20 protein-coding genes are annotated in these 24,378 nt (G+C 62.9%); 6 read left to right on the plus strand and 14 right to left on the minus strand.

Going from position 1 to position 24,378, the window contains the following annotated elements; all coding sequences use genetic code 11:
• Nucleotides 1–143: 143 nt before the first annotated feature.
• Nucleotides 144–707 (plus strand): 5-formyltetrahydrofolate cyclo-ligase, encoded by a 564-nt coding sequence (locus ACFOW6_RS01245; RefSeq protein ID WP_382420333.1) that lies wholly within the window; start codon nt 144–146, stop codon nt 705–707.
• Here ACFOW6_RS01245 and ACFOW6_RS01250 read toward each other — a convergent pair.
• From ACFOW6_RS01250 to ACFOW6_RS01265, 4 genes are all read right to left on the minus strand, one after another.
• Nucleotides 699–1,664 carry an alpha-L-glutamate ligase-like protein gene (locus ACFOW6_RS01250; RefSeq protein WP_382420335.1) on the minus strand — a complete coding sequence of 322 codons (966 nt, stop codon included), beginning with the start codon at nt 1,662–1,664 and terminating at the stop codon, nt 699–701. The two genes, ACFOW6_RS01245 and ACFOW6_RS01250, sit on opposite strands and share 9 nt — an antisense overlap.
• On the minus strand, nt 1,661–3,211 hold the full coding sequence (locus ACFOW6_RS01255) for a UUP1 family membrane protein (RefSeq protein WP_382420337.1): 1,551 nt from the start codon (nt 3,209–3,211) through the stop codon (nt 1,661–1,663). The genes ACFOW6_RS01250 and ACFOW6_RS01255 overlap by 4 nt, the downstream gene beginning before the upstream one ends.
• Nucleotides 3,208–3,777 carry an ATP-dependent zinc protease family protein gene (locus ACFOW6_RS01260; protein ID WP_382420339.1) on the minus strand — a complete coding sequence of 190 codons (570 nt, stop codon included), beginning with the start codon at nt 3,775–3,777 and terminating at the stop codon, nt 3,208–3,210. The genes ACFOW6_RS01255 and ACFOW6_RS01260 overlap by 4 nt, the downstream gene beginning before the upstream one ends.
• Before the next feature lie 142 nt (nt 3,778–3,919).
• Nucleotides 3,920–4,876, minus strand: a complete 957-nt coding sequence (locus ACFOW6_RS01265) for a DUF481 domain-containing protein (protein ID WP_382420341.1) — start codon at nt 4,874–4,876, stop codon at nt 3,920–3,922.
• 184 nt (nt 4,877–5,060) lie between these two features.
• Here ACFOW6_RS01265 and ACFOW6_RS01270 point away from each other — a divergent pair, with 184 nt between their 5' ends.
• Nucleotides 5,061–7,364 (plus strand): molybdopterin-dependent oxidoreductase, encoded by a 2,304-nt coding sequence (locus ACFOW6_RS01270; RefSeq protein ID WP_382420343.1) that lies wholly within the window; start codon nt 5,061–5,063, stop codon nt 7,362–7,364.
• Nucleotides 7,365–7,383: 19 nt separating this feature from the next.
• Here the strand turns inward: ACFOW6_RS01270 and rodA are convergent, their stop codons facing one another.
• The 6 genes from rodA to ACFOW6_RS01300 form a co-directional block, all read right to left on the minus strand.
• Nucleotides 7,384–8,505: a rod shape-determining protein RodA gene (rodA, locus tag ACFOW6_RS01275; protein WP_382421001.1), complete on the minus strand. Its 1,122-nt coding sequence runs from the start codon at nt 8,503–8,505 to the stop codon at nt 7,384–7,386.
• 43 nt (nt 8,506–8,548) lie between these two features.
• Nucleotides 8,549–10,429: a penicillin-binding protein 2 gene (mrdA, locus tag ACFOW6_RS01280; protein ID WP_382420345.1), complete on the minus strand. Its 1,881-nt coding sequence runs from the start codon at nt 10,427–10,429 to the stop codon at nt 8,549–8,551.
• Nucleotides 10,430–10,477: 48 nt separating this feature from the next.
• Entirely contained in the window at nt 10,478–10,990 is a 513-nt protein-coding gene (mreD, locus tag ACFOW6_RS01285) for a rod shape-determining protein MreD (protein WP_382420347.1), read from the minus strand.
• Between the two features lie 5 nt (nt 10,991–10,995).
• A complete protein-coding gene (gene mreC / locus ACFOW6_RS01290; RefSeq protein WP_382420349.1) occupies nt 10,996–11,877 on the minus strand; it encodes a rod shape-determining protein MreC in 882 nt (293 codons plus the stop codon).
• A gap of 120 nt (nt 11,878–11,997) precedes the next feature.
• A complete protein-coding gene (locus tag ACFOW6_RS01295; RefSeq protein ID WP_382420351.1) occupies nt 11,998–13,038 on the minus strand; it encodes a rod shape-determining protein in 1,041 nt (346 codons plus the stop codon).
• 206 nt (nt 13,039–13,244) lie between these two features.
• Nucleotides 13,245–14,810 carry a 2-isopropylmalate synthase gene (locus ACFOW6_RS01300; RefSeq protein WP_382420353.1) on the minus strand — a complete coding sequence of 522 codons (1,566 nt, stop codon included), beginning with the start codon at nt 14,808–14,810 and terminating at the stop codon, nt 13,245–13,247.
• 354 nt (nt 14,811–15,164) lie between these two features.
• Between ACFOW6_RS01300 and ACFOW6_RS01305 the strand changes: the two genes are divergently transcribed.
• The 3 genes from ACFOW6_RS01305 (at nt 15,165) to ACFOW6_RS01315 (ending at nt 18,567) form a co-directional block, all read left to right on the plus strand.
• The gene (locus tag ACFOW6_RS01305; RefSeq protein ID WP_382420355.1) at nt 15,165–16,292 is read left to right on the plus strand and encodes an alpha/beta hydrolase; all 1,128 of its coding nucleotides are present in this window, start codon (nt 15,165–15,167) and stop codon (nt 16,290–16,292) included.
• A gap of 132 nt (nt 16,293–16,424) precedes the next feature.
• Nucleotides 16,425–17,465: a zinc-dependent alcohol dehydrogenase family protein gene (locus tag ACFOW6_RS01310; RefSeq protein WP_382420357.1), complete on the plus strand. Its 1,041-nt coding sequence runs from the start codon at nt 16,425–16,427 to the stop codon at nt 17,463–17,465.
• Nucleotides 17,431–18,567: a hypothetical protein gene (locus ACFOW6_RS01315; RefSeq protein ID WP_382420359.1), complete on the plus strand. Its 1,137-nt coding sequence runs from the start codon at nt 17,431–17,433 to the stop codon at nt 18,565–18,567. Before ACFOW6_RS01310 ends, ACFOW6_RS01315 begins: the two co-directional genes overlap by 35 nt.
• Before the next feature lie 70 nt (nt 18,568–18,637).
• Here ACFOW6_RS01315 and ilvC read toward each other — a convergent pair whose 3' ends face one another.
• From ilvC to miaA, 4 genes are all read right to left on the minus strand, one after another.
• Complete coding sequence (ilvC, locus tag ACFOW6_RS01320) at nt 18,638–19,657, minus strand: ketol-acid reductoisomerase (RefSeq protein WP_382420361.1); 1,020 nt, start codon at nt 19,655–19,657, stop codon at nt 18,638–18,640.
• A 234-nt stretch (nt 19,658–19,891) separates the two neighbouring features.
• Nucleotides 19,892–20,422 (minus strand): acetolactate synthase small subunit, encoded by a 531-nt coding sequence (ilvN, locus tag ACFOW6_RS01325; protein WP_382420363.1) that lies wholly within the window; start codon nt 20,420–20,422, stop codon nt 19,892–19,894.
• A 51-nt stretch (nt 20,423–20,473) separates the two neighbouring features.
• Nucleotides 20,474–22,252: an acetolactate synthase 3 large subunit gene (locus ACFOW6_RS01330; RefSeq protein ID WP_382420365.1), complete on the minus strand. Its 1,779-nt coding sequence runs from the start codon at nt 22,250–22,252 to the stop codon at nt 20,474–20,476.
• 189 nt (nt 22,253–22,441) lie between these two features.
• Nucleotides 22,442–23,461 carry a tRNA (adenosine(37)-N6)-dimethylallyltransferase MiaA gene (gene miaA / locus ACFOW6_RS01335; RefSeq protein WP_382420367.1) on the minus strand — a complete coding sequence of 340 codons (1,020 nt, stop codon included), beginning with the start codon at nt 23,459–23,461 and terminating at the stop codon, nt 22,442–22,444.
• On the opposite strand from miaA, the gene serB reads away from it, so the two are divergent.
• Complete coding sequence (serB, locus tag ACFOW6_RS01340) at nt 23,460–24,359, plus strand: phosphoserine phosphatase SerB (RefSeq protein WP_382420369.1); 900 nt, start codon at nt 23,460–23,462, stop codon at nt 24,357–24,359. The two genes, miaA and serB, sit on opposite strands and share 2 nt — an antisense overlap.
• The last annotated feature ends 19 nt before the right edge of the window (nt 24,360–24,378 follow it).

Below are 24,378 nucleotides of genomic sequence, written 5' to 3' on the forward strand. Positions count from 1 at the left end.
TTCATAATTAACACATAACTACCGTTTTTTCTTTCGTCGCTTACGCTGTCCTCCACGGCGTTTCCGGACGCGTGCCGGTAGAACGCCGGGGGCAGCCTTGTCCCCAAGATCGCGGAACAGAAGCACGAATCCGGAGGCACTCGATGGACGGCAAGGAGCTCCAGGCCTGGCGCAAGGAAAAGCGACGCGAACTGCTGGCAGCGCGCACTGCCCTGGACCGCGAGACACGGCGCCGCTACGGCGAAGCAATCGAGCGCCAGCTTGTGGAGATCCTCGGCAATGTGTCGGGCCATACGGTAGGCGCCTACTGGCCCTTCAGGGGCGAATTCAATGTCCACCCCCTTCTGGAGCGCCTGCAGGCACAGGGGGCACAGCTGGCCCTGCCGGTCGTGGTGGAAAAGGCGTCTCCGCTTGAGTTCTGGAGCTGGAAACCAGGCGACCCGCTGGGTCGCGGGATCTGGGACATCCCGATCCCCAAAGAACGTGACTCGGTCCGGCCGGACATCCTTCTGGTGCCGCTCGTCGGCTATGACAACGAGGGATACCGTCTCGGATACGGCGGCGGCTATTACGATCGGACACTGGCCCAGTACACCCGGAAGCCCCTGGCCATCGGGATCGGGTACACTCTGGGACACCTGGAGTCCATAGACCCCCAGGACTTCGATATTCCCATGAGCCGGATCGTGACCGAAGCCTCAGGCTGACGCCCCGGCCAGGGCCGCATCCGGCTGGAGTTGACGGGCCATCTGCAGCCGATCCTCCAGGCTGGAGGAATTCGGCTGCATGTCGTCAATCCGGGCAAAGGGCACGCACAGCCCGGTCCTGTTGGCAATCTGGATGGCCAGGCCGGGGCGAGCATTGAGCTCCAGGATCAAGGGACCGCGCTTGCGGTCCAGCACCACATCGACCCCCAGATAGCCGAAACCGGTCAGATCCGCACAGCGCGCCGAAAGCCGCAGTATGTTCTGCCATCCTGGCACCTGGAGCCCCTCCAGTGTGTGACCCGTGTCGGGATGCAGGGTAATGGGCCTGTCATAGAGCATGCCGCCGCAGGTCACGCCGGTCGCCAGGTCGACGCCGACCCCTACACCCCCCTTGTGCAGGTTGGCCTTGCCGTCCGAGGCCCGGGTTGGCAGTCGCAGCATCGCCATGCAGGGGACGCCCCGATAGACAATGACCCGCAGATCGGGGACGCCCTGATAGGTCACCTGATCGAAGACGGAATCGAAGTCCACGCGGTATTCGACCATCGCTTCGTCGGGCTGTCCCGCCAAGCTGTACATACCGCTGAGAATATTGACCAGATGGTAGTGCAGGTCGTCATCCGTGATCATCGTCCCGTCCGCCTTGCGCCAGCCGTAGTGCATGCGGGAATCGATCACCATGATGCCGTTTCCCTGTGATCCCTGGGACGGCTTGATGACAAAACGCTCGCGCCCCTGCAGAAGCTGTTCGAAGCGTTTCACCTGCCAGTGCGCGGCCACGACCGCGTAAAGTTCGGGAACCGCCAGCCCTGCCTCTTCCGCAAGCCGCTTGGTCTTCACCTTGTCGTCGACCAGCGGGTAACGACGTCGATCGTTGAGCAGCATCTGATAGGAGGCATTGCGAGCATTGATGCCCAGCAGCCCCGCGCGCTTCATGCGTTTGACCATTCCGATCATCGTGATTTCTGCTTCATCAGGCTGCGAAAGCGGTAGAGCTCGATCACACGATAGCCCGTATAGCGCCCGAACAGCAGCATGAGTGCGAGAATCACCAGCAGCAGTTCGGGGAAGGTGAACAACAGGTGCTCTACCTCCCAGATGTTCATCACGAAATAGGCGGCAACGGCGGCCAGGGCGCTCCCCAGGCCTTCCTTTATGCTCTCGACGGGCCCGTACTCTTCCCAGACGATGGACATGCGCTCGATGATCATGGCCAGGATGACGATGGGAAAGAGGGCAATGGACAGTCCCATGCCCAGCCGCACGGTTTCCAGCAGGGTGCTGGCCACCGCCATGATCAGGATCACAATGGTCAGCACGGCCGACAGGCGCGGCACAAACAGCAGTTTCAGGCGCTCGAAGTAGAAGCGGAAGAACAGGCCCACCGCCACCAGGCCAGAGAACATCAGCAGGCCGGTGACCAGTTGCGTTTCCCGGAAGGCCAGCGCGATCAGCACAGGCATGAAGGTCCCGAAGGTCTTGAGCCCCACTACCTGGCGCAGGATCACGATCACCAAGGCCCCCAGCGGCACCAGCATCAGCACTCGATAAACCGCCTGGGTGTCCACAGGCAGCTGATAGAAAGTCAGTTTGCCGACGAAGCTGTTCTGCAGTTCGGTATTGAGGTTGGCCAGTGAAATGCGCGGCCGGGACTGTGCGGCATAGGACAGCGTCATGTCACTCAATTCGGCCCCGCTGAGCTGCATCTGGGGCGTGATACCGCGCCAGAGCGGTAGCAGGTTCTCCGGCATCGTCGCATCCTGCCCCTCGAGCGAATAGGCCTGCCACTGCCCGTCCATCAGGATCTCGATCCAGTGATAGAGCTCGGCTTCGCGATCGATATCTCCGAGTTCCACACCATGCACGGCCCGGGCCGGGACGTCGTACATGCGCAGTGCCTTTTGCGCCACCTCGGCTCGTCGCTGCGGAGAGGGGCCGTCGCTGCCGAACAGAAGGACCTCGTAATCGCGGGGGTTTTCCGCGTTCAACCGGCTTACCAACTGGGCCACGAAGGTTTCCGTATCGGCCGAGCCCTGCTCCAGGTTTTCGACAAACTGTTCCAGCGCAACGCGCTCCGTTCCCGACAATTCCTCCGTTCCGATCTCGAGGACGGGACTGAGCTCCTTGGGTCCGTCCGAAGCCATGTCGCTCGAGAAGCGGTAGATATCGGCCTGATAGATCAGGGTCGCCGGACCTGTTCGATCGCGCACCGACCAGACAGCCAGCTCATTGCCGAGATCATCCGTGGTCCGCGTCAGGCCGAAGCCGCTGGAAAGGTAGGTCTCGTCCGTAACGCCGAAACTCCCCTGGGTCTGCGGCACATAGGTCGAGAAGATCGCCGGCTCGCCATCCAGCTGCAGGTCAGCGCGTATTTCGAACCTCCAGGAGTCAGCTCTCTGCGAGGGCAGGATGGGAAAATCGAGAACCTCGGCTTTCCAGGCAAAAATGCCCAGCCCGGTAACTGTAAGCAGCAGGACCAGCAGATAGAGGTGGAGGCGTCTCACTCGGGCACCGCAAGATCACAGTCCGGGGTGCTCGTGTTCTTCTCGCTGCCATTCACGAGGATTCCGGGCTGCATGAAATTGCGGCCGATCAGGGCCGAATAGGTCAGTTCGGTACGATCGTTCAGGTTGACTTCCAGAGTCTTCTGCAGGTTACCCAGACAGATATCCATCATGATGACCGGACGGGAGTTTTCCTCCCCGACAATCTGCACGGTATGTACGATCTCTCTCTCGTACTCCGCGTTCTTGCCGTCGTCCCCCTCGGTGGTAAAACGTACCCACTCTTCATCGTCCTTTTCGAAGGTTTCGATGTTCGTGGCGTGCAACGAGGTCGTTTCGGCTCCGGTATCCAGACGCGCCTGCATTCGGATATTGCCCTCCACCAGGACAATCGGCTCTACGTAGCCGAACAGGCGAACCTCGTACCAGTCCTCATCCCCATTCTCGTCATCAGCCAGGGCTGAAGAAACGTTCAAGAGGATTGCCGCCAGGGTGAAGAGAACCAATCGCGCCAGAGTGGGGAAAGACAGGGGCGTACTGGTGTCCCGCCGGTCTGCTGAAAACATGTGTTCTGTTATCCCGTCCCGTTTATTCTGCCGTCCGGCTTGTCTTCAAACCAGCCGTTCCCTGCTGAATTACAGGGCACAGCCGCTCTTTGCAATCCGCCTGTAAGGGGCTCGGGACCTCCACAGGACCTGCAAAAAGCACTTACCATTTATAGCCCAGCCGGAGTCTCAGGGTGCGTTCCAAGTGATCCGCCTCGCCCCGCGGGTCGCTGTCGAGGTCGAGTTCCGTAACACCGGCCAGATAAAGATCGCCGAAGATCTTATAGCGCAGACCCGTCTCCATTTCAAAAAGCAGCCGCCCCGTCTCTCCATAGACATCCGTGGCACCGCTTTGCTCATGGAAGAAGGAGACCCCTTCGACCAGCGAGGACAAACGCCGTTCATAACGGGCATCCCAGACCGCGAGGAGATCCTGATAGACTTCCTCGTCCTCGATCTTCTCGCGGCGATAACCCGGCCCGGCCTGCACGGTCAGGCTCTGCTCCTTGCTGTTGAAGACATCATAGCCCGCCTGCATGACCGCCGTTATGCGCCGTTCCAGATCCGCGACGGAGTCCCGGCGATATTGCAGGCCCGGCGCAAGGAACAGCCTGTCGGTGAGGTACCGATTATAGGCCGTGCCGACACGCTGCCTGTCGACCAACGTGTTTCCCCGGGCCCGTTCGTGGCGGATATCCACGTCCAGGTCCAGGCGATCATCTTCCACGGTCCAGGCATTCTCCATGTCCACCAGATACTCCTGACGACTGCGGGCCGCATCCACGGCTGCGAAGCCGACTTCCAGGGAACCGCTCCAAGGAGACTCCGCCTCGCCTTCTGTCGCCTCGGCCTCTTCGCCCGGTGTCGAAGACTCGCCCTCCGCCTCGGGAGGGGACGCCCGTCTCTCCCGCAGGCTATCCCAGCGCAAGGAGATATCCTCGTCTTCGCTTTCCAGGCGCACCACACGATCAGCGGCGATGCTCAATGGGCCAGAATAGTCGGTGTCTATCACCACCGCGCCCTCCTCAACCGAAACCACCTCTCCACTGATCCTGTCACCGTTGTCCAAATGCACCTGGTCAGCCGCGACAGGGACTGCAGACACGATCAGAGGGCTCATGAACCAGAGCCGTAAGATAATCTTGGAGAACATGGGAAGGTTATTGCACAACCGGCTTTTCAGCAGATGCGTTGCGGGCAGCATTCTCGGGAACTATGGTATTCTGGAACAGTGTACTTTTTGGGACAATTGCAGTTCGCGGGGGTTCCCCTTTTCTCCATACCTTTCCGGAGCCGGATGCGTCATGTCGGACAGACGGACAACGCGCACAGCCACCCACTGGGGCGTCTATGATGTCGAGACCGAGGAAGATTCCATAGCCTCGGTTCGTCCCTGGCCTCTCGACCCGGACCCCTCGCCCCTGGGCCAATCCCTGGATGCCGTCGACGGGCCAACCCGCGTGCAGCGCCCGGCCGTCCGCAAGAGCTGGCTGGAGGGGGGTCCCGGCCAGGGGCGGCGCGGCGGCGAAGCCTTTGTGGAAGTCAATTGGGACAAGGCTCTCGACCTCGTGGCGTCCGAGTTGGAACGCGTACGCCGGGATCACGGCAACCAGGCCATCTACGCCGGCTCCTACGGCTGGGCCTCGGCCGGGCGCTTCCACCATGCCCAGAGCCAGGTCCATCGCTTCATGTCCGCCATCGGCGGCTATACCCGGTCGGTCAACAGCTATTCGCTGGCCGCTGCCGAAGTGATCGTGCCTCATGTCGTCGGCCATCGCTACGGAGATGTCCAGCTGGGCTCGACCTCGCTCGGCGTCGTGGCCGAGAAAACGGACCTGATAGTCTGCTTCGGCGGAATTCCCCTGAAGAATGCGCAGGTCCAGAACGGTGGTCAGGGACAGCATCGCATCCGTGACCTGCTGATGCAGGCAAGACACAACGGATGCCGTTTCGTCAATGTGTCTCCAATTGCCGCCGATGTGGACCGCGAGCTCGAAGCCCAATGGCTAGCCCCGCGTCCCAACAGCGATACGGCCATCATGTTGGGGCTGGCGCACACCCTCGTAACGGAAGGCCTCCATGATCCAGCCTTCCTCGATCGCTACTGTGTCGGTGCGGCCCCCTTCCTGTCTTATGTGAAGGGCGACCGCGACGGACAACCGAAAGATGCCGACTGGGCGGCAGCTATCAGCGGCCTGGAAGCGGAGGAGTTGCGCCAGCTCGCCCGCCAGATGGCAGCCTCGCGCACGATGCTGAACGTCAGCTGGAGCCTGCAGCGCGCCGAGCATGGCGAGCAGACCTTCTGGATGGTGATCGTTCTGGCCGCCCTGCTGGGACAGATCGGCCTGCCCGGCGGCGGGTTCACACTGGGGTACGGCGCCGTCGGTTCGGTGGGCAACGGGGCAGCACGGTTCAAGCAACCGACCCTGCCCCCCCTGCCCAACCCGGTGGACAGCTATATTCCGGTGGCCCGCATCGCCGACATGCTGGAGAACCCCGGAGAGGCCTACAGCTATAACGGACAGCAGCGGCACTATCCGGATATCCGCCTGATCTACTGGGCCGGTGGGAACCCCTTTCACCACCACCAGGATCTCAATCGACTGGTCGAGGCCTGGCAGAAGCCGGACACCGTGATCGTCAACGAACCCTTCTGGACGGCGACGGCCCGGCATGCGGACATCGTCCTGCCAACGACGACGCCGCTGGAACGCAATGATCTCAGCGGGTCGTCCGCCGACGATTTCCTCGTGCTCATGGAGCAGGCCCTGCCACCCCGGGGCGACGCCCGCAACGACTACGACATTTTCTGTGGACTGGCGGCACGCCTGGGCGTTCTGGAACGCTTCGGGGAAGGTCGGAATGAAGCCCAGTGGCTGGAAACGATCTACGAGACCTTCCGGCAGCAGTCCAACGAACTGCCCGCCTACGAGCGGTTTCGCAGCAAGGGGTACCTGCAGTTTGGCAATGGGCACGCCGGCCAGGTTCGCCGAGTTCTGTTCGAGGACTTCCGTCGCGATCCGCAGGCCAACCCTCTGCCCACGCCATCGGGTCGCATCGAGATCTGGTCGGAGCGCATCGAGGGCTTCAAGCTGTCCGACTGCCCGCCCCACCCCGCCTGGCTGGCGGGCGAGGAATGGCTGGGTGCCGCTCGGGCCAACAGCTTTCCCCTGCACCTGCTGACCCATCAGCCGGCCACGCGTCTGCACAGCCAGCTGGATGCCGGAAGCCACAGTCGCGCCCACAAGGTTCGCGATCGCGAGGCCGTCCTCGTGCATCCGCGGGACGCCGAAGCGCGCGGCATCTCCGAGGGCGATATCGTGCGGCTCTTCAATGACCGGGGGGCCTGCCTGGCCGGAGCGCGCCTGACCACGGACATCCGCCCCGGCGTGATCTGCCTTCCCACTGGCGCCTGGTATGATCCGGAAGTCCCGGGACAAGCGGGCAGCCTGGACAAGCATGGCAACCCGAACGTCCTGACCCGCGATCGCGGAACCTCGGGCCTGGCCCAGGGATCCAGCGCCCAGAGCTGCCTGGTGCAATTGGAACGCTACGATGCAGACGCACCACCGGTAACGGCCTTCGTTCCGCCGCCGCTGACGGAGTGACCGCCTGCAGTGCGAGAGGCTAGATGACCTCGCCCTGCAAGCCGCGTCGCGGGATGCTGATATCCTTGTGTACGCGTACACAGATGATCAGCCCGAATGTCGTCATTGCCGTCAGCATGGCCGTGCCGCCATAGGAAACCAGGGGCAGCGGAATCCCCACCACCGGCAGCAATCCCATGACCATGGCGATGTTGATGAAGACATAGAAGAAGAGATTGACCGTCAGCCCCAGCGCCAGCAGGCGACCGAAGTGATTGTTGCAGGTCAGGGCAACCGCAAAGCCATAGATGAAGACCAGCAGATAGAGGCCGAGCAGAATGAGCCCTCCAACCATGCCGAACTCCTCAGCCAGCATGGTAAAAATGAAGTCGGTCTGCTTTTCCGGCAGGAAGTTCAGATGGCTCTGTGTCCCTTCCAGGAAACCGCGGCCGAAGACCCCTCCCGACCCAAGAGCGATCTTGGACTGGGTAATGTGATAGCCGGACCCGAGGGGGTCGCTCGAGGGATCGAGAAACGTCAGGACACGATTCTTCTGGTATTGATGCAGGAAGTTCCAGGCCACCGGAAGGGCCGCACCGACCCCTGCCCCCACAAGCAGGAACTTCCACCAGCGCACACCCGCCAGCAGAAATATCGCTCCGCCAACCAGGGTCAGCATGGTAGCTGTCCCGAGGTCCGGCTGCTTGAGAACCAGCCCTGCCGGTGCCAGAACGAGAAACAATGGAAACAGCAGGTAAAGGGGACGGCGCACGTCTTCCAGTGACAGGCTGTGGAAGTAGCGCGCGAGTGCCAGGATCATGGCCACCTTCATGACCTCTGAGGGCTGCAGCTGGATCACCCCCAGGTCGATCCAGCGCTGCGCGCCCATGCCCACGGTGCCCTTGAATTCTACTGCTATCAACAGGAGCAGGGTGACGAAATAGGCCGGATAGGCAACTCGGAACCACACGCGAATGTCCGTCAGGGCAACCCCGATCATCAGGACCAGCAGCACACCGAAGCGCACCAGGTGACGTTCGGCCCAGGGATCCATATTGGCGTTGGCCGCAGAATAAAGCATGCCGGCCCCGATACCCGCCAGGGCACAGATCAGGAGCACCACGGCCCAATTGACCTGCAGCAGTTTCTGCACGACGGACATTGAGGGAGCCCGGCGGAAGCTGAGGTTGTAGCCCGTCACGACCTCACTCCTCCAAGCTGGCCAACGGCGAGGGCGGCATGATGCCCATCGGATCCCGTCGCTGCGTCTCGATCAGCAGGTCTCGCGCGATGGGCGCGGCAACCGAACCGCCCCCGCCGCCATGTTCCACAACCACGGAACAGACATAACGGGGATCCTGCACCGGTGCATATCCGACGAAGAGCGCATGGTCGCGACGTCGCCAGGGCAGGTCCTCGTTGCGCACGATGCCAGAGGCGCGCTCCGAAGCCGAGATCCGACGCACCTGCGAGGTGCCGGTCTTGCCCCCCATTTCCCAGCCGGGAAGATGAATACGTGCCGAATAGGCTGTCCCCCGCTGCGTATTGCAAACGGCGTCCATGGCATCCAGAACGGAGCGCACCTGCAGGGGCAGGAGACCCAGGTCAGGCGACTCCTCCCTGACCTGCTCGGTCACATTCTTCACCCCCTCGATGCGTCGGGTCACATGCGGCCGAATGGCCTTGCCGCCGTTGACAAGGCGTGCCGTCATGACGGCCAGTTGCAGCGGCGTGGCCAGCATGTATCCCTGTCCGATGGCCTGGATCAACGTCTCGCCGCCCTGCCAGCGCTCTCCGATATTGGCCAGCTTCCAATCCTCGGTCGGCACCAGGCCCGAACGCTCGCCGGGCAGGTCGATGCCCACCGTCTGGCCGAACCCCATGCGCCGCGCCATTGAGGCTATGGCATCGATTCCCAGGCGCTTGGACATCTCGTAGTAATAGACGTCACAGGACTGCCGGATCGCATTGTACATATCCATGCGTCCGTGCCCGCCACGCTTCCAGCAGTGAAAGCGGTGATTGCCCAGATCCATGTGTCCGGGACAATAGACTTCTTCCTGAGGCCCGATGTGATTCTCCATGGCGGCCAGGCTGACCACCATCTTGAAAGTCGACCCTGGGGCGTACTGACCCGAGATCGCCTTGTTGGTCAGGGGCGCCAGAGGATCCTCGATCAGGCTGCGCCACTCGTCCGAGGACAGGCCGCGGGTGAAGGCCGACGGATCGTAGCTGGGCACCGAGGCCAGAGCCATCACACTGCCCGTAACGGCGTCCATGACAACGGCACTGGCACTGCGTTCACCGATCAGGCGTTGGTGGACGTAGTTCTGCAGCCCCATGTCGAGGGTCAGTTCGACTTCATGTCCCGGCTCGCCCTCCACACGGGAAATCTGCTGCATGACCCGGCCCACCGCATTGACCTCGACCTGGGTATTGCCGGCCCGGCCGCGCAGGGCCTCGTCATGAACCTTCTCTATGCCGTTCTTGCCGATACGGAACCCGGGCAGTTCCAGCACGGGATCGCCCGTCAGGTCCTGCTCGCTGACGGCTCCCACATACCCGACGATGTGTGCCAGGGTCGGCCCATAGGGATAGTGGCGGCTCTGCCCGGCTTCAACCACGACGCCGGGCAGTTCCACGGAGTTCACCGCGATCCGACTGACCTGGTCCCAGGTCAGGTTCTCCTTGACCCGGACCGGCACGAAGGAACGGCGGCCCGAAAGCTCCCGCTTGATCCGGGCCCGATCCTCGTTGTCCAGCGGAATGATCCGGGCCAGGGCATTCAGGGTCTCGTCCACGTTCCGCGCCTGCTCGGCCACCAGATGCACCTGATAATTCTGCCGGTTGACGGCCAGCGGCACACCGTCGCGGTCCACGATGCGCCCGCGCCGTGGCGCACTGAGCCGCATGGAGATCCGGTTGTCCTCGGCCAGCATGCGATAGCGCTCGGCTTCGATGACCTGGAGATAATAGAGACGAGCGCCGAGAACCGACAAGAGCCCCACCTTCGCACCGCCGAGCAGAAGCGCACGGCGCGTGAAGGATTTCTGCCGATTCTGTTCCTCTGTACGGGCTCTGCTCATGTTGTCCCGCCTGACATGCCTCTGTGAACCTTGTAAAGCAAGATCATCTCAATTCAAGAAGAGCTGCTGTGCCCGCCCCAGAAGCCAGGCCAGACAGGGATAGGAAGCCACGGTCAGGGCATACTGCAGTATCACAGGACCTTCCGAGGGCGTCATGGGCATCAGCAGCGCCGCCAGCACCCAGCCCAGAGCATAGACCAATGCGGCAAACAGCGCGAAGATTACCCACAGCATGGCAAAGGTCGCGGTGGTGAAGATGCGGCGCTGACCCGTCACCAACAGATGAAGGACCAGCAGCATCATGATGCCGGTTCCCAGGGGCACGCCGGTCAGCAGGTCCTGAATGAGCCCTATGAGGAAGGTCGCCCACAACGGCATCAGGTCGGGGCGAAAGACCACCCAGTAATAGACCGCGGGCATGGCAAGCGACGGCACGACCGGCGCATAGTCCGGGGTACTGAAGGGCAGCAGGCTCAGGAGCAACAGCAGCAGCGTCAGCACGAAAGGCACCACGGCTCGCGCTGCTGAATCCAGGCGATGCAAGAGGCCGGTCTGTTTCATGGTGTTCAGTTGACGGCCGTGCGATCTTGTCCGTCGATCAGCGGTGCAATCAGCCCCGGAAGCTCGTAATCCACGAGGCGCAGGAACTCAGGACCACGCCAGTCGGCATAGAGACGCACCCGTGCCCCGCTATCATCCACGCGCGAAATCACTCCGATGGGCAGGCCCGAAGGAAAAACCCCGCCGTCGCCCGAGGTTATGATCGGCTCACCGACCGAGACCTCTTCGTCCGGCGCCAGATACCGCAACGCCGGCTCGGGAGAATTGTCCCCGGCCAGTACTGCCCGCTTGCCCTCCTGGCCGACAGCCACGGGAATGCGGCTGTTGAGGTCGGTCAGCAGCAGGACGCGCGCGGAGTTCTCTGCCACCTCGACCACGCTGCCGACCAGCCCCTCGCCCGCCAGGGCCGCCTGGCCGCGCTCGATTCCCTGTTCGCTCCCGGCGGCAATCAGCACGCTGCGCACGAAGGCGCCGCCGCTGTCGCCGACCACACGGGCCGTCACGAAACGTGTGTCCGGCTCGGGGACGAGATTGAGCATGTCGCGCAACGCCGTATTCTCGGCTTCCAGTTGCTGGGCCCGGTGATGCCAGGCCATCAGGCGCTCGTTCTCGGCGCGCAGGTCGGCATTGATCTGTCGGAGTTCGGCAATCTCGCGCACGTTTTCGACCATCTGCTCGACGGAGTGCACCGGCTGGGACAGGGTCTGCAGAACCGGCGTGGTCATGTCTACAACCTGGCTACGGAGTGTTTCGATCAGCCGGTTGTCCGTGCTGCCCATGAGCATGAGCGCAAAGGTCATGCCGACGACAAGGAGGAAGCTGAAACGCTGCGCCCAGGCCTTCAACGGCGTGGCGATGCGAGTCACTGTTCCGGTCCTGTGCTTCAAGACCCCCCTCCTGTGGATGGTATATCCATCCCCACGGACCTATCCGTGTTCAGGAATCGTATGAGATTACAAGAAAAAATGAAAGGCATATCTCAGTGGCAGATTGAAGCGTCCCACAGCTCAGTACATCGTGATGAGCACGTTCTTCAGGGTCTTCATCTCCTCCAAACAGCGTCCTGTGCCCAAGGCCACGCAGGACAGCGGATCATCACCCAGCGAAACCGGCAGACCAGTCGCCACGCGCAGCACGTAGTCGAGGTTGCCCAGCATGGAGCCACCGCCGGTGAGAACGATGCCCTTGTCAACGATATCGGCCGCCAATTCCGGTGCCGTACCTTCCAGAGCCACCTTGACGGCTTCGACGATGGCACCCACCGGCTCGGCCAAAGCCTCGGCCACCTGGCGTTCCGAGATAACCAACTCCTTGGGCACGCCGTTCATCAGGTCGCGCCCCTTGATTTCCAGCGTCGCGCCGTCGCCGTCTTCGGGCGGGCAGGCAGACCCGATCTCCTTCTTGATGCGCTCGGCCGAGCCCTCGCCCACCAGCAGGTTATGATTTCGTCGGATGAAGGCGATGATGGCCTCGTCCATCTTGTCGCCGCCCACGCGCACCGAGCGGGAATAGACGATACCGCCCAGCGAGAGCACCGCGACCTCGGTCGTTCCGCCACCGATGTCCACAACCATGGAGCCGGTGGGTTCCGTCACCGGCAGGCCGGCACCGATTGCCGCAGCCATGGGCTCTTCGATCAGGAAGACGCGGCGCGCGCCGGCCGCCTCGGCCGATTCCTGAATGGCACGACGCTCGACGGCGGTCGAGCCGGAGGGAACACAAACGATGATCTGCGGGCTGGTGAACGAGCGCCTGTTGTGCACCTTGCGGATGAAATGCTTGATCATTTCCTCCGCGACTTCGAAGTCGGCGATCACACCATCGCGCAACGGGCGGATGGCCTGGATGTTTCCAGGGGTCCTGCCCAGCATCAGCTTGGCTTCGTCGCCGACGGCCAGTACCTGCTTCTTGCCGCGAATCTCCGCAATGGCGACAACGGACGGTTCATTCAGAACGATGCCGCGGCCTTTCACATAGACCAGAGTGTTGGCTGTACCGAGGTCGATGGCCATGTCCGCAGACATGAAGCCCAGAATACGCGACATCATTGGCTTGTGAGGTCCCCTCGAGTCTGAAAGACACGGTATGCGACAATAAAGTTAAGATCGCATTAGCGAATAACGCCCCGCCTGTGCGATTTCAAGAAAAGCTTTTCCGGACACGGGGATCAAGCCCTCGTGACACGATTATGCGACAGGAAAAAGGCGGCCTCCGCGGAGGCCGCCTGGACCTTTCCCAAAGCGACAAGACCGGCTCAGGCCGTCATGGCGGTCGGTTCCGTCTTCTGCCGCTTGACCATCATCTTGTTGAGCGCGTTGATATAGGCACGGGCCGATGCCACCAGGGTGTCATAATCGGCGCCCTGGCCATTCACCGTCTTGCCATTCTCTTCCAGGCGCACGGTCACTTCCGCCTGAGCGTCTGTTCCACCGGTCACGGCATGAACCTGGTAGAGCTGCAGCTCGGCCTCGTGCGGCACCAGTTCGCGGATGGCCGCAAAGGTGGCATCCACCGGACCGTTGCCCTCGGCCTTCGCCTTCTGCCTCTCGCCTCCGATCTCGACTTCCAGCTCGGCCGTCTGCGGGCCTTCCGAGCCGCACTGGATACCCAGTGAGACGAAGCGAATATGATCGTTGTGGCGCACCACCGCATCGTCGACGAGCGCAATGATGTCCTCGTCGAAGATCTCCTTCTTGTGGTCCGCCAGGTCCTTGAAGCGTACGAAAGCGTCCTTCAACTGGTTTTCCTCCAACTCGATGCCCAGCTCGGCCAGCTTGGACTTGAAGGCGTGCTTGCCGGAATGCTTGCCCATGACCAGCGTGGAACGATTCAGCCCCACGGACTCCGGCGTCATGATCTCATAGGTCTGGGCGTTCTTCAGCATGCCGTCCTGATGAATGCCGGACTCGTGCGCGAAGGCGTTTTTCCCGACGATGGCCTTGTTGGGCTGCACCGAGAAGCCGGTGATGGTGGAAACCAGATGCGAGGCACGGGTGATCTTGGTGGTATCGATGCCGGTGGAATAGGGCATCACGTCGTTGCGTGTGCGCAAGGCCATGACGACCTCTTCCATGGCGCAGTTCCCGGCGCGCTCGCCGATGCCGTTGATGGTGCACTCGATCTGGCGCGCCCCGGCCTTGACGGCGGCCAGGGAGTTCGAGACCGCCAGCCCCAGGTCGTTGTGGCAATGCACCGAAAGCACGGCCTGATCAATGTTCGGCACGCGATTCATCAGCATGCGGATCATCTCGGCGAATTCTTCCGGAACGGTATAGCCCACCGTATCTGGAATGTTGATCGTGCGCGCGCCCGCCTTGATCGCGCCCTCGATGCAACGACAGAGGAAGTCATGATCCGTGCGCGTTCCGTCCTCGGGGGACCATTCCACGTTGTCGCAGAGATTGCGGGCATAGCCGACGCTCTCGACGACGGCGTCGTACACCTCTTCCGGCTCCATCTGCAGCTTGTACTTCATGTGCAGGGGGCTGGTGGACAGGAAGGTATGGATGCGCGGACTGACCGCCGGCTTCAGGGCTTCCCAGGCGCGGTCGATGTCCTTGGGCGTGGCCCGTGCCAGGCCGGCCACCGTGGTGTTGCTGACCTGCTTGGAAATGGCATTCACCGCCTCGAAGTCGCCGATGGAGGCAACGGGGAAGCCCGCTTCGATCACATCGACACCCATCTCTTCCAGCACACTGGCCACCGCCAGCTTTTCGTCCAGGTTCATGGAACAGCCGGGGGACTGCTCGCCGTCACGCAAGGTGGTGTCGAAGATGATGACGCGGTTACTGTCTTTTTCGTCGATCTGTATGGAACCCATGATGTAAATCCTTCTCCTGGTTCGGGGCCGGCGCATGCGCCTTGTGGGCCCTGAAAGCTTCGTTCATGTCGGAGTATCCCCTGCCCGCTTGCCGCGCTCGCGGCTGTAGCGTTCAGGGGCTGATAAGGAGAAGGAGGAGCGCACCGTCGGAAAGGCGGGGATCGGTCAGAGCGATGGCGCGCGCAGCCGCGGAATCCGCGGATGCGGACTTCGGCAGTTCAATATCTGTGCGCAACTCTTCGGCCATTTCCAATTTCTAACCTAAAGCTCTGGTTCATATAAATAACGCTGAAATTGGCTGACGACAACAGGGAATCTGAGCCTACCGCTGTATTCAACGAACCGGAGCGAATAGTGGTCGAGGCATATCCGGCCAAACGCCTCCTCCGGCTGAGGAATTGTACAAGGATACCGAGGCTTCATCATCATTGTTTTTTTGCAGGAGCGCTTTGGTTTATTGACAGCATGACTGGAACAGGAAAAAGGCTCGTCACGCTGACCAAGATAAAAATTGCACTCCTGAGCTTTGCGGTCCTGTCCCTCATCTGCATCGCCACGCTGGCCGCCCTTATCGGGTACGGCAGTCGTCCGAAGCCGGAGGCGATGCCCTCGATCGCAAAGGGTTTCGAGTCGGTCGACTACTCGACTCTCCCGCAAACACAAACACTTCAGGCGCGTGACGGCACCAGGCTTGCTTATCGTCACTATCCGGGCGACGAGGACTGCGCGGTTCTCGCACTCCACGGATCCGCCACGGAGGGCAGAAGCTTCCATGCCCTGGCACGCGAACTCGAGCAGGAGGGCGTTGGCGTCTATGTTCCGGATTTGCGCGGCCACGGCGAGAGCGGTCGGGAAGGCGATATTCCGCGCCGGGGAGTTCTGGAAAACGATATTGAGATCTTTATCGATCATATCACGGCTGCCAGGCCCGAGGCGCAGCTGAGCTTGCTGGGATTTTCGTCTGGCGGGGGGCTTGCGCTGCGATATGCGGGCCGTCACCGGTTGCCCGATTCAAGTCGTCTGGTGATGCTCGCCCCGATGCTCGGCATCGATTCCGCCCCTTACACAGAGGACAATCCTCATGCCCGAGACCAGGAATGGGCGCGTCCCTTCGTCCCACGCCTCGTCGGTCTTTCCATCCTCAATGGGCTGGGCATCCATGCCTTCGATCATCTGCCCGTCATCGCCTTTGCCGTGGAACGAGACAATCCGCACGTAACCGCAACCTATTCACACCGCCTGTTGGACTCCTTGAATCCAGACGATCACCACCACTTGCTGCGCAATACGGATGTCCCGGTGACGATCCTTGCGGGAACACACGACGAGATCTTTGCCTCAGATCATTATGAACAGGCCGTGCGCGCGGCACGTCCCGAAGCCAGGGTACGGCTCTTGGAGGGTATCGGCCATGCGGATATGATCCTGGATCCGCAGGCTCTCGAGCGAGTGACAGGGGAAATCGCTGGAAGCAGCTGCTGAGTGGACCTCAGCCTACTGGTCGGAAGAGCGGGACGTAAGCCCCCATGCAAAACGCCGCCTGGAACAGTGAATGGTGAATCACTACAGTCGAGCGAGTTTGCAGAGTCCTCCAGCATCATGGGAAGGATGCGTATGAAGGCTGTCGTATTCGAGCAATTCGGCAAAACACCTGAAGTCCGGACCGTCCCCGATCCCGAGCCCGCGCCACAGGGCGTGGTGATCAAGGTCGAGGCCACCGGACTCTGCCGCAGCGACTGGCATGGCTGGATGGGCCACGACCCGGACGTGACATTGCCCCATGTACCGGGCCATGAGCTGGCCGGCACCGTGGCCGCAGTGGGGGCGCTGGTCACGCGCTGGACAGGGGGCGAGCGCGTGACAGTCCCCTTCGTGGGCGGCTGCGGCCAGTGTCCCGAATGTCATTCCGGCAATCACCAGGTTTGCGAACGACAGTTCCAGCCGGGGTTCACGGCCTGGGGTTCCTTTGCCGAATTTGTCGCGATCGACTATGCGGACACCAACCTGATTGCCCTGCCCGACGAACTGGGCTTCGACGTGGCGGCCAGCCTGGGCTGTCGTTTTGCCACGGCCTTCCGCGCCGTGGTCGACCAGGGCCGCGTCCAGCCGGGGGAATGGGTCGCCGTCCACGCCTGTGGCGGCGTGGGGCTCTCCGCCATCATGATCGCCAGCGCGCTTGGCGCCAGCGTCATCGCGATCGACGTGAGCGAGGACAAGCTGCGCATCGCCGAGGACTTCGGGGCCGTCGCCTCGATCAACGCCGCAAGAAGCGAGAACGTGGCCGATGCAGTGAAGGAGGTCAGCCGGGGCGGTGCCCATGTCTCCCTCGATGCCCTGGGCCACCCATCCACGCTGTTCAACTCGGTCTCCTGTCTGCGGCGGCGCGGACGGCATGTCCAGGTGGGCCTGACGCTGGGCGACCAGAAACACCCGCCTGTGCCCATGGACCGGATCGTGGCGCACGAGCTGGAAATCCTCGGCAGCCACGGCATGCAGGCCTTCCGCTACGACGCCTTGCTGGAAATGATCCGGCGCGGGCGGTTGGCACCCGAGAACCTGATCGACAGCCATATCAGCCTGGACGAGGCCCCAGCCGCCCTCATGCAGATGGACCGTTTCGATGGCCGTGGCATCAAGGTCATTTCACGCTTTTAGAAGAGGCTCCCTCCTCGCCCTGCTCCTGGCCGGAGTGCTCGCCGGCTGCTCGCAGCGGGGCGGCGAGGCGCTGAGCCTGCTGGATACCATGTCCGGCAGCCAGCGCCCCGACGCCCCGGAAATCCGCCGGCAGACCAGAACGCTGGACGCGGACGGAACGGACTATGTCGTCGACCTGTATCGGCGCACCGATGGGCAGGTCCGGGCCAGCCTGTTGCTCGTTCCCGGCGTGACGCCCGAGGGCCGGGACGATCCGCGATTGGTCGAATTCGCCGAACTGCTGGCCCAGGCCCGCTTCGCCGTCACGGTCCCGGAACTGCCGAACCTGCGTGAACTGCGCGTCAGCGCCGAGGACGCCGAGTCCATCGGCGACCTCCTGGCTCGTCTCGCCAGCGAGAGCCGGGCCGAGCGTCCGCTCGGACTGGCGGCCATTTCCTACGCCGCGGGACCGGCCCTGCTCGCAGCCAGTTCAGCACCGCCCTGGGAGGCGCCGGATTTCATGCTGGCCGTTGGCGGCTATTACGACACCGAGAACGTGGTGCGCTATTTCACCACCGGCGCGTTCCGCGAACCCGGGGAGACGGACTGGCGCCAGGGCGACCCTCATCCCCAGGCCCGCTGGCTGTTCCTGAGGGCCAATGCCGATCGCCTGGAAAATCCGGCGGACCGCCGCGCCCTGCAGCGCATTGCGACACGCCGCATGAAGGATCCCCAGGCCGATACGAGCCTGCAGAAGCGCAGGCTCACCCGCGAAGGTCGTGACGTCCTCGCGTTGCTGGAAAACCGGGATCCCGATGCCGTGAGCGCCAGGATCGCGGAACTGCCCGCCTTTCTGCGGCGCGAGCTGGCAGATCTCAGTCTGGCTGGCAAGGACCTGGGGACTGTGGACTTTCCCGTCCTGCTGCTGCACGGGCGCGACGATCCTGTCATACCCTACAGCGAAAGCCTGCGCCTGGCCGAAGCCCTGCCTGAAGGAACCGCGGAGGTCACCCTGACCGAGGGGCTTATGCATGTGGAGATGGCCGACAGCCGTATCTCCGACGGCATCCGGCTCTATGACCTGACGGTGCGCCTGCTGGAACTGCGCGACGGCCTTCCCTGAAAGCCGGCGCACCAACGCAAAAAGCCGGGGTCACCCCCGGCTTTTCACAGCTTCGTCTGTGCGAGGAAACTCAGTTCTTTTCCTTGTCCACCAGCTTGTTGGCGGAAAGCCAGGGCATCATCCCGCGCAGCTTGGCACCGACTTCCTCGATCTGATGCTCGGCGTGCCGGCGACGGTTCGCCTTGAAGCCGGGCTGCCCGGCCTTGCATTCCAGCACCCAGTTGCGGGTGAAAGTGCCGGACTGGATGTCCTCCAGGACCCGACGCATCTCGGCGCGGGTTTCCTCGTTGATGATGCGCTGGCCGGAGGAATAGTCGCCGTATTCCGCCGTGTTCGAGATGGAATAGCGCATGTTGGCAAGGCCGCCCTCGTACATCAGGTCGACGATCAGCTTCACCTCGTGCAGGCACTCGAAATAGGCCATCTCAGGGGAATAGCCGGCTTCGACCAGGGTCTCGAAGCCGGCGGTGATCAGGGCGGACAGGCCGCCGCAGAGCACCACCTGCTCGCCGAACAGGTCGGTTTCGCATTCCTCCTGGAACGAGGTCTCGATCACGCCGGCGCGCCCGCCGCCGATGGCCGCGGCATAGGACAGGCCGATCTCGTGGGCGTTGCCGCTGGAATTCTGCTCGACAGCCAGCAGGCAGGGGACGCCGCCGCCGCGCACATACTCGCTGCGCACGGTGTGGCCGGGCCCCTTGGGCGCCACCATGAACACGTCCAGGTCGGCGCGCGGCTCGATCAGGTTGAAATGCACGTTCAGGCCGTGGGCGAAGGCGATGGCTGCACCCTCTTTCAGATTCTCGTGCAGTTCGCCGTTATAGAGGTCGGCCTGCAGTTCGTCCGGCGTCAGGATCATGACCACATCGGCCCAGGCAGCGCCTTCGGCCGGGGTCATGACGGTGAAATCCGCGGCCTCCGCCTTGGGGGCGGAGCGCGATCCGGCGCGCAAGCCGATGCGCACCTCCTTCACGCCGCTGTCACGCAGGTTCATGGCATGGGCATGTCCCTGGCTGCCATAGCCAATGATCAGGATCTTCTTGCCCTTGATCAGGTTCACATCGGCGTCACGATCGTAGTAAACGCGCATAGTCGGTTATCTCCCTCTCTGGTGGCCGCCCCGATTGCAACCGGTCTTCATCGGGATGCCACCCTTGTCACTGATGGTGAGGAGAGCTCCTGGCGAGTGTACCGGCCTGCATCCCGCCTGAGTGAAGACGTGCTCCCCCGTGATAGGACCGTCCCAGAAAGCACGGCCACGAAAATATCCTCGCCGTTCTAGCGTCCCGCGGCACCCCCGGCAACGACGCAGGTAGCGGGCAGTCTAGAGGCTCTCCGCCCCGCGAGCGATGGCCACCACCCCCGTACGGCTTATATCGGCCAGCCCCAGCGGCCCCATGAGCTCGGTAAAGGCATTCAGCTTGCCGCTGTCGCCCGAGACTTCGAAGATGAAGTGGGAGTGACTGGAATCGACCACACGCGCGCGGAATATGTCCGCGATACGCAGCGCCTCCACCCGCTTGTCGCCGGTCCCCACGACCTTCACCAGTGCCAGCTCGCGGGGCACATGCGGTCCCTGCCGGGTCAGGTCGCTGACCCGGTGCACCGGCACCAGGCGGTCCAGTTGGGCCTTGATCTGCTCCAGGATCATCTGGGTGCCGCTGGTCACGATGGTGATGCGCGAGAGATGTTCCGCCGGATCGACCTCGGTCACCGTCAGGGACTCGATGTTGTAGCCGCGCCCCGAGAACAGGCCGATCACGCGCGCAAGCACGCCGGGCTCGTTGTCCACGAGTACGGCAATCGTATGCGTGGCGACTTCTTGCCCGGAATGCGGGTTGGGACCGTATGCCATGTCAAATCGTCTTCTTGTTGTTTTCGTTTCGCCGGACGCGCCGAGCGGAGCTCAGACCAGGACCATTCCCTCTTCGGAAATCGGCCTGCCCGCCCGGTCATCGGGTCCCAGCAGCATCTCGTAGTGGGCCGCCCCCGACGGGATCATCGGGAAGCAGTTCTCGTTCTGCGTCACGCAACAGTCGAAGATCACCGGTCCCGGGGTGTCGACCATGCGCTGGATGGCATCGTCCAGCTCCGCGGCCTTGGTGCAGCGGATGCCCGTGGCCCCGAAGGATTCCGCCAGCTTGACGAAGTCCGGCAGGGAATCGGTGTAGCTTTCCGAATAGCGGCCGCCGTGCAGCAGCTCCTGCCACTGGCGCACCATGCCCATCCACTGGTTGTTCACGATGAAGATCTTGACCGGCAGCTTGTACTGGGCAAGCGTCGACATCTCCTGGATGTTCATCAGGATCGAGGCCTCGCCGGCCACGTCGATCACCAGGGACTCGGGATGCGCCACCTGGACGCCCAGGGCCGCCGGCAGGCCATAGCCCATGGTCCCCAGGCCGCCCGACGTCATCCAGCGATGGGGTGCCTCGAACTTGATGTACTGCGCCGCCCACATCTGGTGCTGGCCGACTTCCGTGGTGAAGTAGACATCCTTGTCCTTGGTGAGTTCATAGAGCCGGCGAATGGCGTGCTGCGGCTTGATCTCCTCGCTTTCCTGGCGATAGCTCAGGCAGTGGCGCGCGCGCCACTCCTCGATCTGGCTCCACCAGGACTTCAGGCCTTCCTGATCCAGGCTGTGCCCGTTCTCGTCCCAGGCCTGGTTCAGGGCTTCCAGCGTCTCGCCCACATCGCCGATCACCGGCAGGTCGACCATGACCGACTTGTTGATGGAACTGGGGTCGATGTCCACGTGGATCTTCTTGGAATTGGGCGAGAACTCCGACAGCTTGCCGGTCACCCGGTCGTCGAAGCGCGCACCCAGGTTGATCATGACGTCGCAGTTGTACATGGCCAGGTTGGCCTCGTAGGTGCCGTGCATGCCCAGCATGCCCAGGAACTGCGGATCACTGCCCGGATAGGCGCCCAGGCCCATCAGCGTGCTGGTGCAGGGCATGCCGGTCGCCTTGACGAGCTTGCGCAGCTCCTGCGTGGCCTTGTCCCCCGAATTGATGACCCCGCCGCCGTAATAGACGATCGGACGGCGTGCCTGGGCGATCATCTTGACGGCGTCTTGGATGCGCTCCTGGTCGGGCTGAACCTGCGGGCGATAGCTGCGGTGCCTCACCTGGGCGCGTTCGGTGTAGCGACCTTCTGTCTGCAGGATGTCCTTGGGCAGGTCGATGACCACCGGCCCGGGCCGGCCGTTGCGGGCCACGTAGAAACCTTCGTGCACCTGGCGGGCCAGCTCGTTCACATCCTTCACCAAGTAGTTGTGCTTGGTGCAGGGCCGTGTGATGCCCGTGGTATCGGCCTCCTGGAAGGCATCGTTGCCGATCAGGTGGGTCGGCACCTGCCCGGTCAGGCAAACCACGGGAATGGAATCCATCAGGGCATCGGTCAGGCCGGTCACGGCATTGGTCGCCCCGGGGCCCGATGTCACGAGCACGCAGCCCACCTTGCCCGTGGAGCGGGCATAGCCTTCGGCGGCATGCACGGCCGCCTGCTCATGCCGGACGAGGATATGGCGAATGCTGTTCTGCTGGAAAAGCGCGTCGTAAATGGGCAGGACCGCGCCGCCGGGATAGCCGAATACGACCTCGACTTCCTGCTCGATGAGGGCCTGGATCAGCAGCCTGGCACCACTCTGCAGTTCGGTTTCTTGCACGCTTTCCACACTCATGTCGCTACTTCCGTTCGTCCTGCATTCGGGCCGTGTTCGTCGGGGGCTCCCGCACGATCTTTTACGGTCCCGAGAAAAACATGTTCATCTCGAAAAACCAAGCCGGCTGCGCACGTCGAGGGAGCAGAGAGTCGGCCTTTTCCAGGCCGCCTGCGCTCCAGCGCTGCCGACTCCCGGCAAGCTAGACCCTCAGGTAGGGGTGGTCAACACAAAGTGACGAATAATTGAAAAGATTCTTTCCTCATCGCTTTCATAAAATTTCGTCTCCTCAAGATGAACGTTCTTTTTATGTCTGAGCACTTGGGTCCTCAGCCATGTCATCTGTCGCTTGGCATAACGCCGGGTGGAGTGCTGGGCGGCAGCCACGGCATCCTCAAGACTCATCTCCCCGTCCAGATGGGCCAGCAGCTCGCGCACGCCAACAGCCTTGCGGATCGTGCCCTGCGCGGGCGGGTCGAGCGAGCGCAGCCGCCGCACCTCTTCCAGGGCCCCCTGCTCCATCATCAGCGCGAAGCGCCGGTCACAGATCGGGGTCAGTGTGGCGCGCGGGGGCATCAGTACCAGCCAGAAGAAGCGCCAGGGGGCCGGTGGAATCGCAGTCCGGCGCTGCCATTCGGACAGCGGCCGACCGGTGCCTTCGGCCACTTCCCAGGCACGCAGCAGGCGCTGGGTATCATTGGGATGCAGGCGGGCGGCGCTGTCAGGATCGAGACGCTGCACTTCGGCCACGAAGGCTTCCCGCCCCAGGGCGCGCAGGCGCTCCCGGGCCGCAGCGCGCGTGCCTGACTCCACCTGCGGGGCGGTCGCGAGTCCTTCCTCGAGCGCCTTGAGATAGAGGCCGGTTCCACCGGTGAGAATCGGCAGGCGCCCGCTGGCATGCGCTGCCTCCATTTCTCCCCGCGCCAGTTCGGCCCAACGGCCGGCGGAATACTGCTCCCACGCCTCGGCGAACCCATAGAGGCGATGGGGTACGCGCGCCTGTTCGCCCTGGCCGGGTTGGGCCGAGAGGATCGGAATGTCGCGATAGATCTGAAGCGCATCGGCATTGACGACCGTTCCTTCGAACGCCTCCGCCAGCCGCAGCGCCAGCCCGGACTTCCCGCTGGCCGTCGGGCCGGCCACGATCACCGCGGGCGGCAGGTTGTCCCGCTCTTTTCCCACAAGGCTCTTGTGACCATTGGCCGGTCTGTCTATAGGGTCCTGACTCATGACATGGACAACCATACTGCTGGCCGACCCAGCTGCAACACCATTGCGCGAGCAGGACGCGGAATCCGCCTGCGCATGCCTTTCCAGGACAGGTGGCACACCGGCTTCGCCGGACTGGCTGGCCGAGGGCCAGGCCCTGGACATCCCGTTCGAGGGGAGCGACCCACAGGCGACGCTGCAAGCGCTGCGCACGACCTTTGCCGACCGACCCTTCGATATCGCCGTACTGCCCAGCGAAGGGCGTCGCAAGAAACTGCTGGTCGCCGACATGGAATCCACCATCATTGCCGAGGAGATGCTGGACGAGCTGGCCGACAGCCTGGGCCTGCGCGACGAGATTGCGGCCGTCACCGCGCGTGCCATGCAGGGTGAACTGGACTTCGAGAGTGCACTGTGCGAGCGTGTACGCAAGCTGGCCGGCCTCAAGGTCGAGGTGATGGAAGAGGCCGCCACCGCCATGACCCTCAACAGTGGCGCCCGACAGCTCGTGGCCAGCATGAAGGCCCAGGGCGCCTACTGCGCCCTGGTGTCCGGCGGCTTCACCTTCTTCGCCGACCCCATAGCCGAGACCTGCGGCTTCGACCTGGCCCGCGCCAACCGGCTCGAAATCCGCGACGGGCGACTGACCGGGGAGGTCCTGCCCCCCATCCTGGGCCGCGAGGCCAAGCTGGCCAGCCTCGAGGAATTCACACGGGAATTGAACCTTTCACCGCAAGACTCGGTGGCCGTGGGCGACGGTGCCAACGACCAAGCCATGCTTTCGGCGGCCGGCCTCGGCGTCGCCTATCGTCCCAAGCCGCGTCTGCGCGAAGCCATCGAGACTCACCTCGACCACGCCGACCTGACCGGCCTGCTCTATTTACAGGGTTATAGAGAGCAGGAGATCGCAGGCGCCTAGCCCAGGACGCCCGGCTCAC

This window comes from Fodinicurvata halophila, from assembly GCF_042651425.1.
Classification (GTDB): Bacteria; Pseudomonadota; Alphaproteobacteria; order Kiloniellales; family DSM-21159; genus Fodinicurvata; species Fodinicurvata halophila.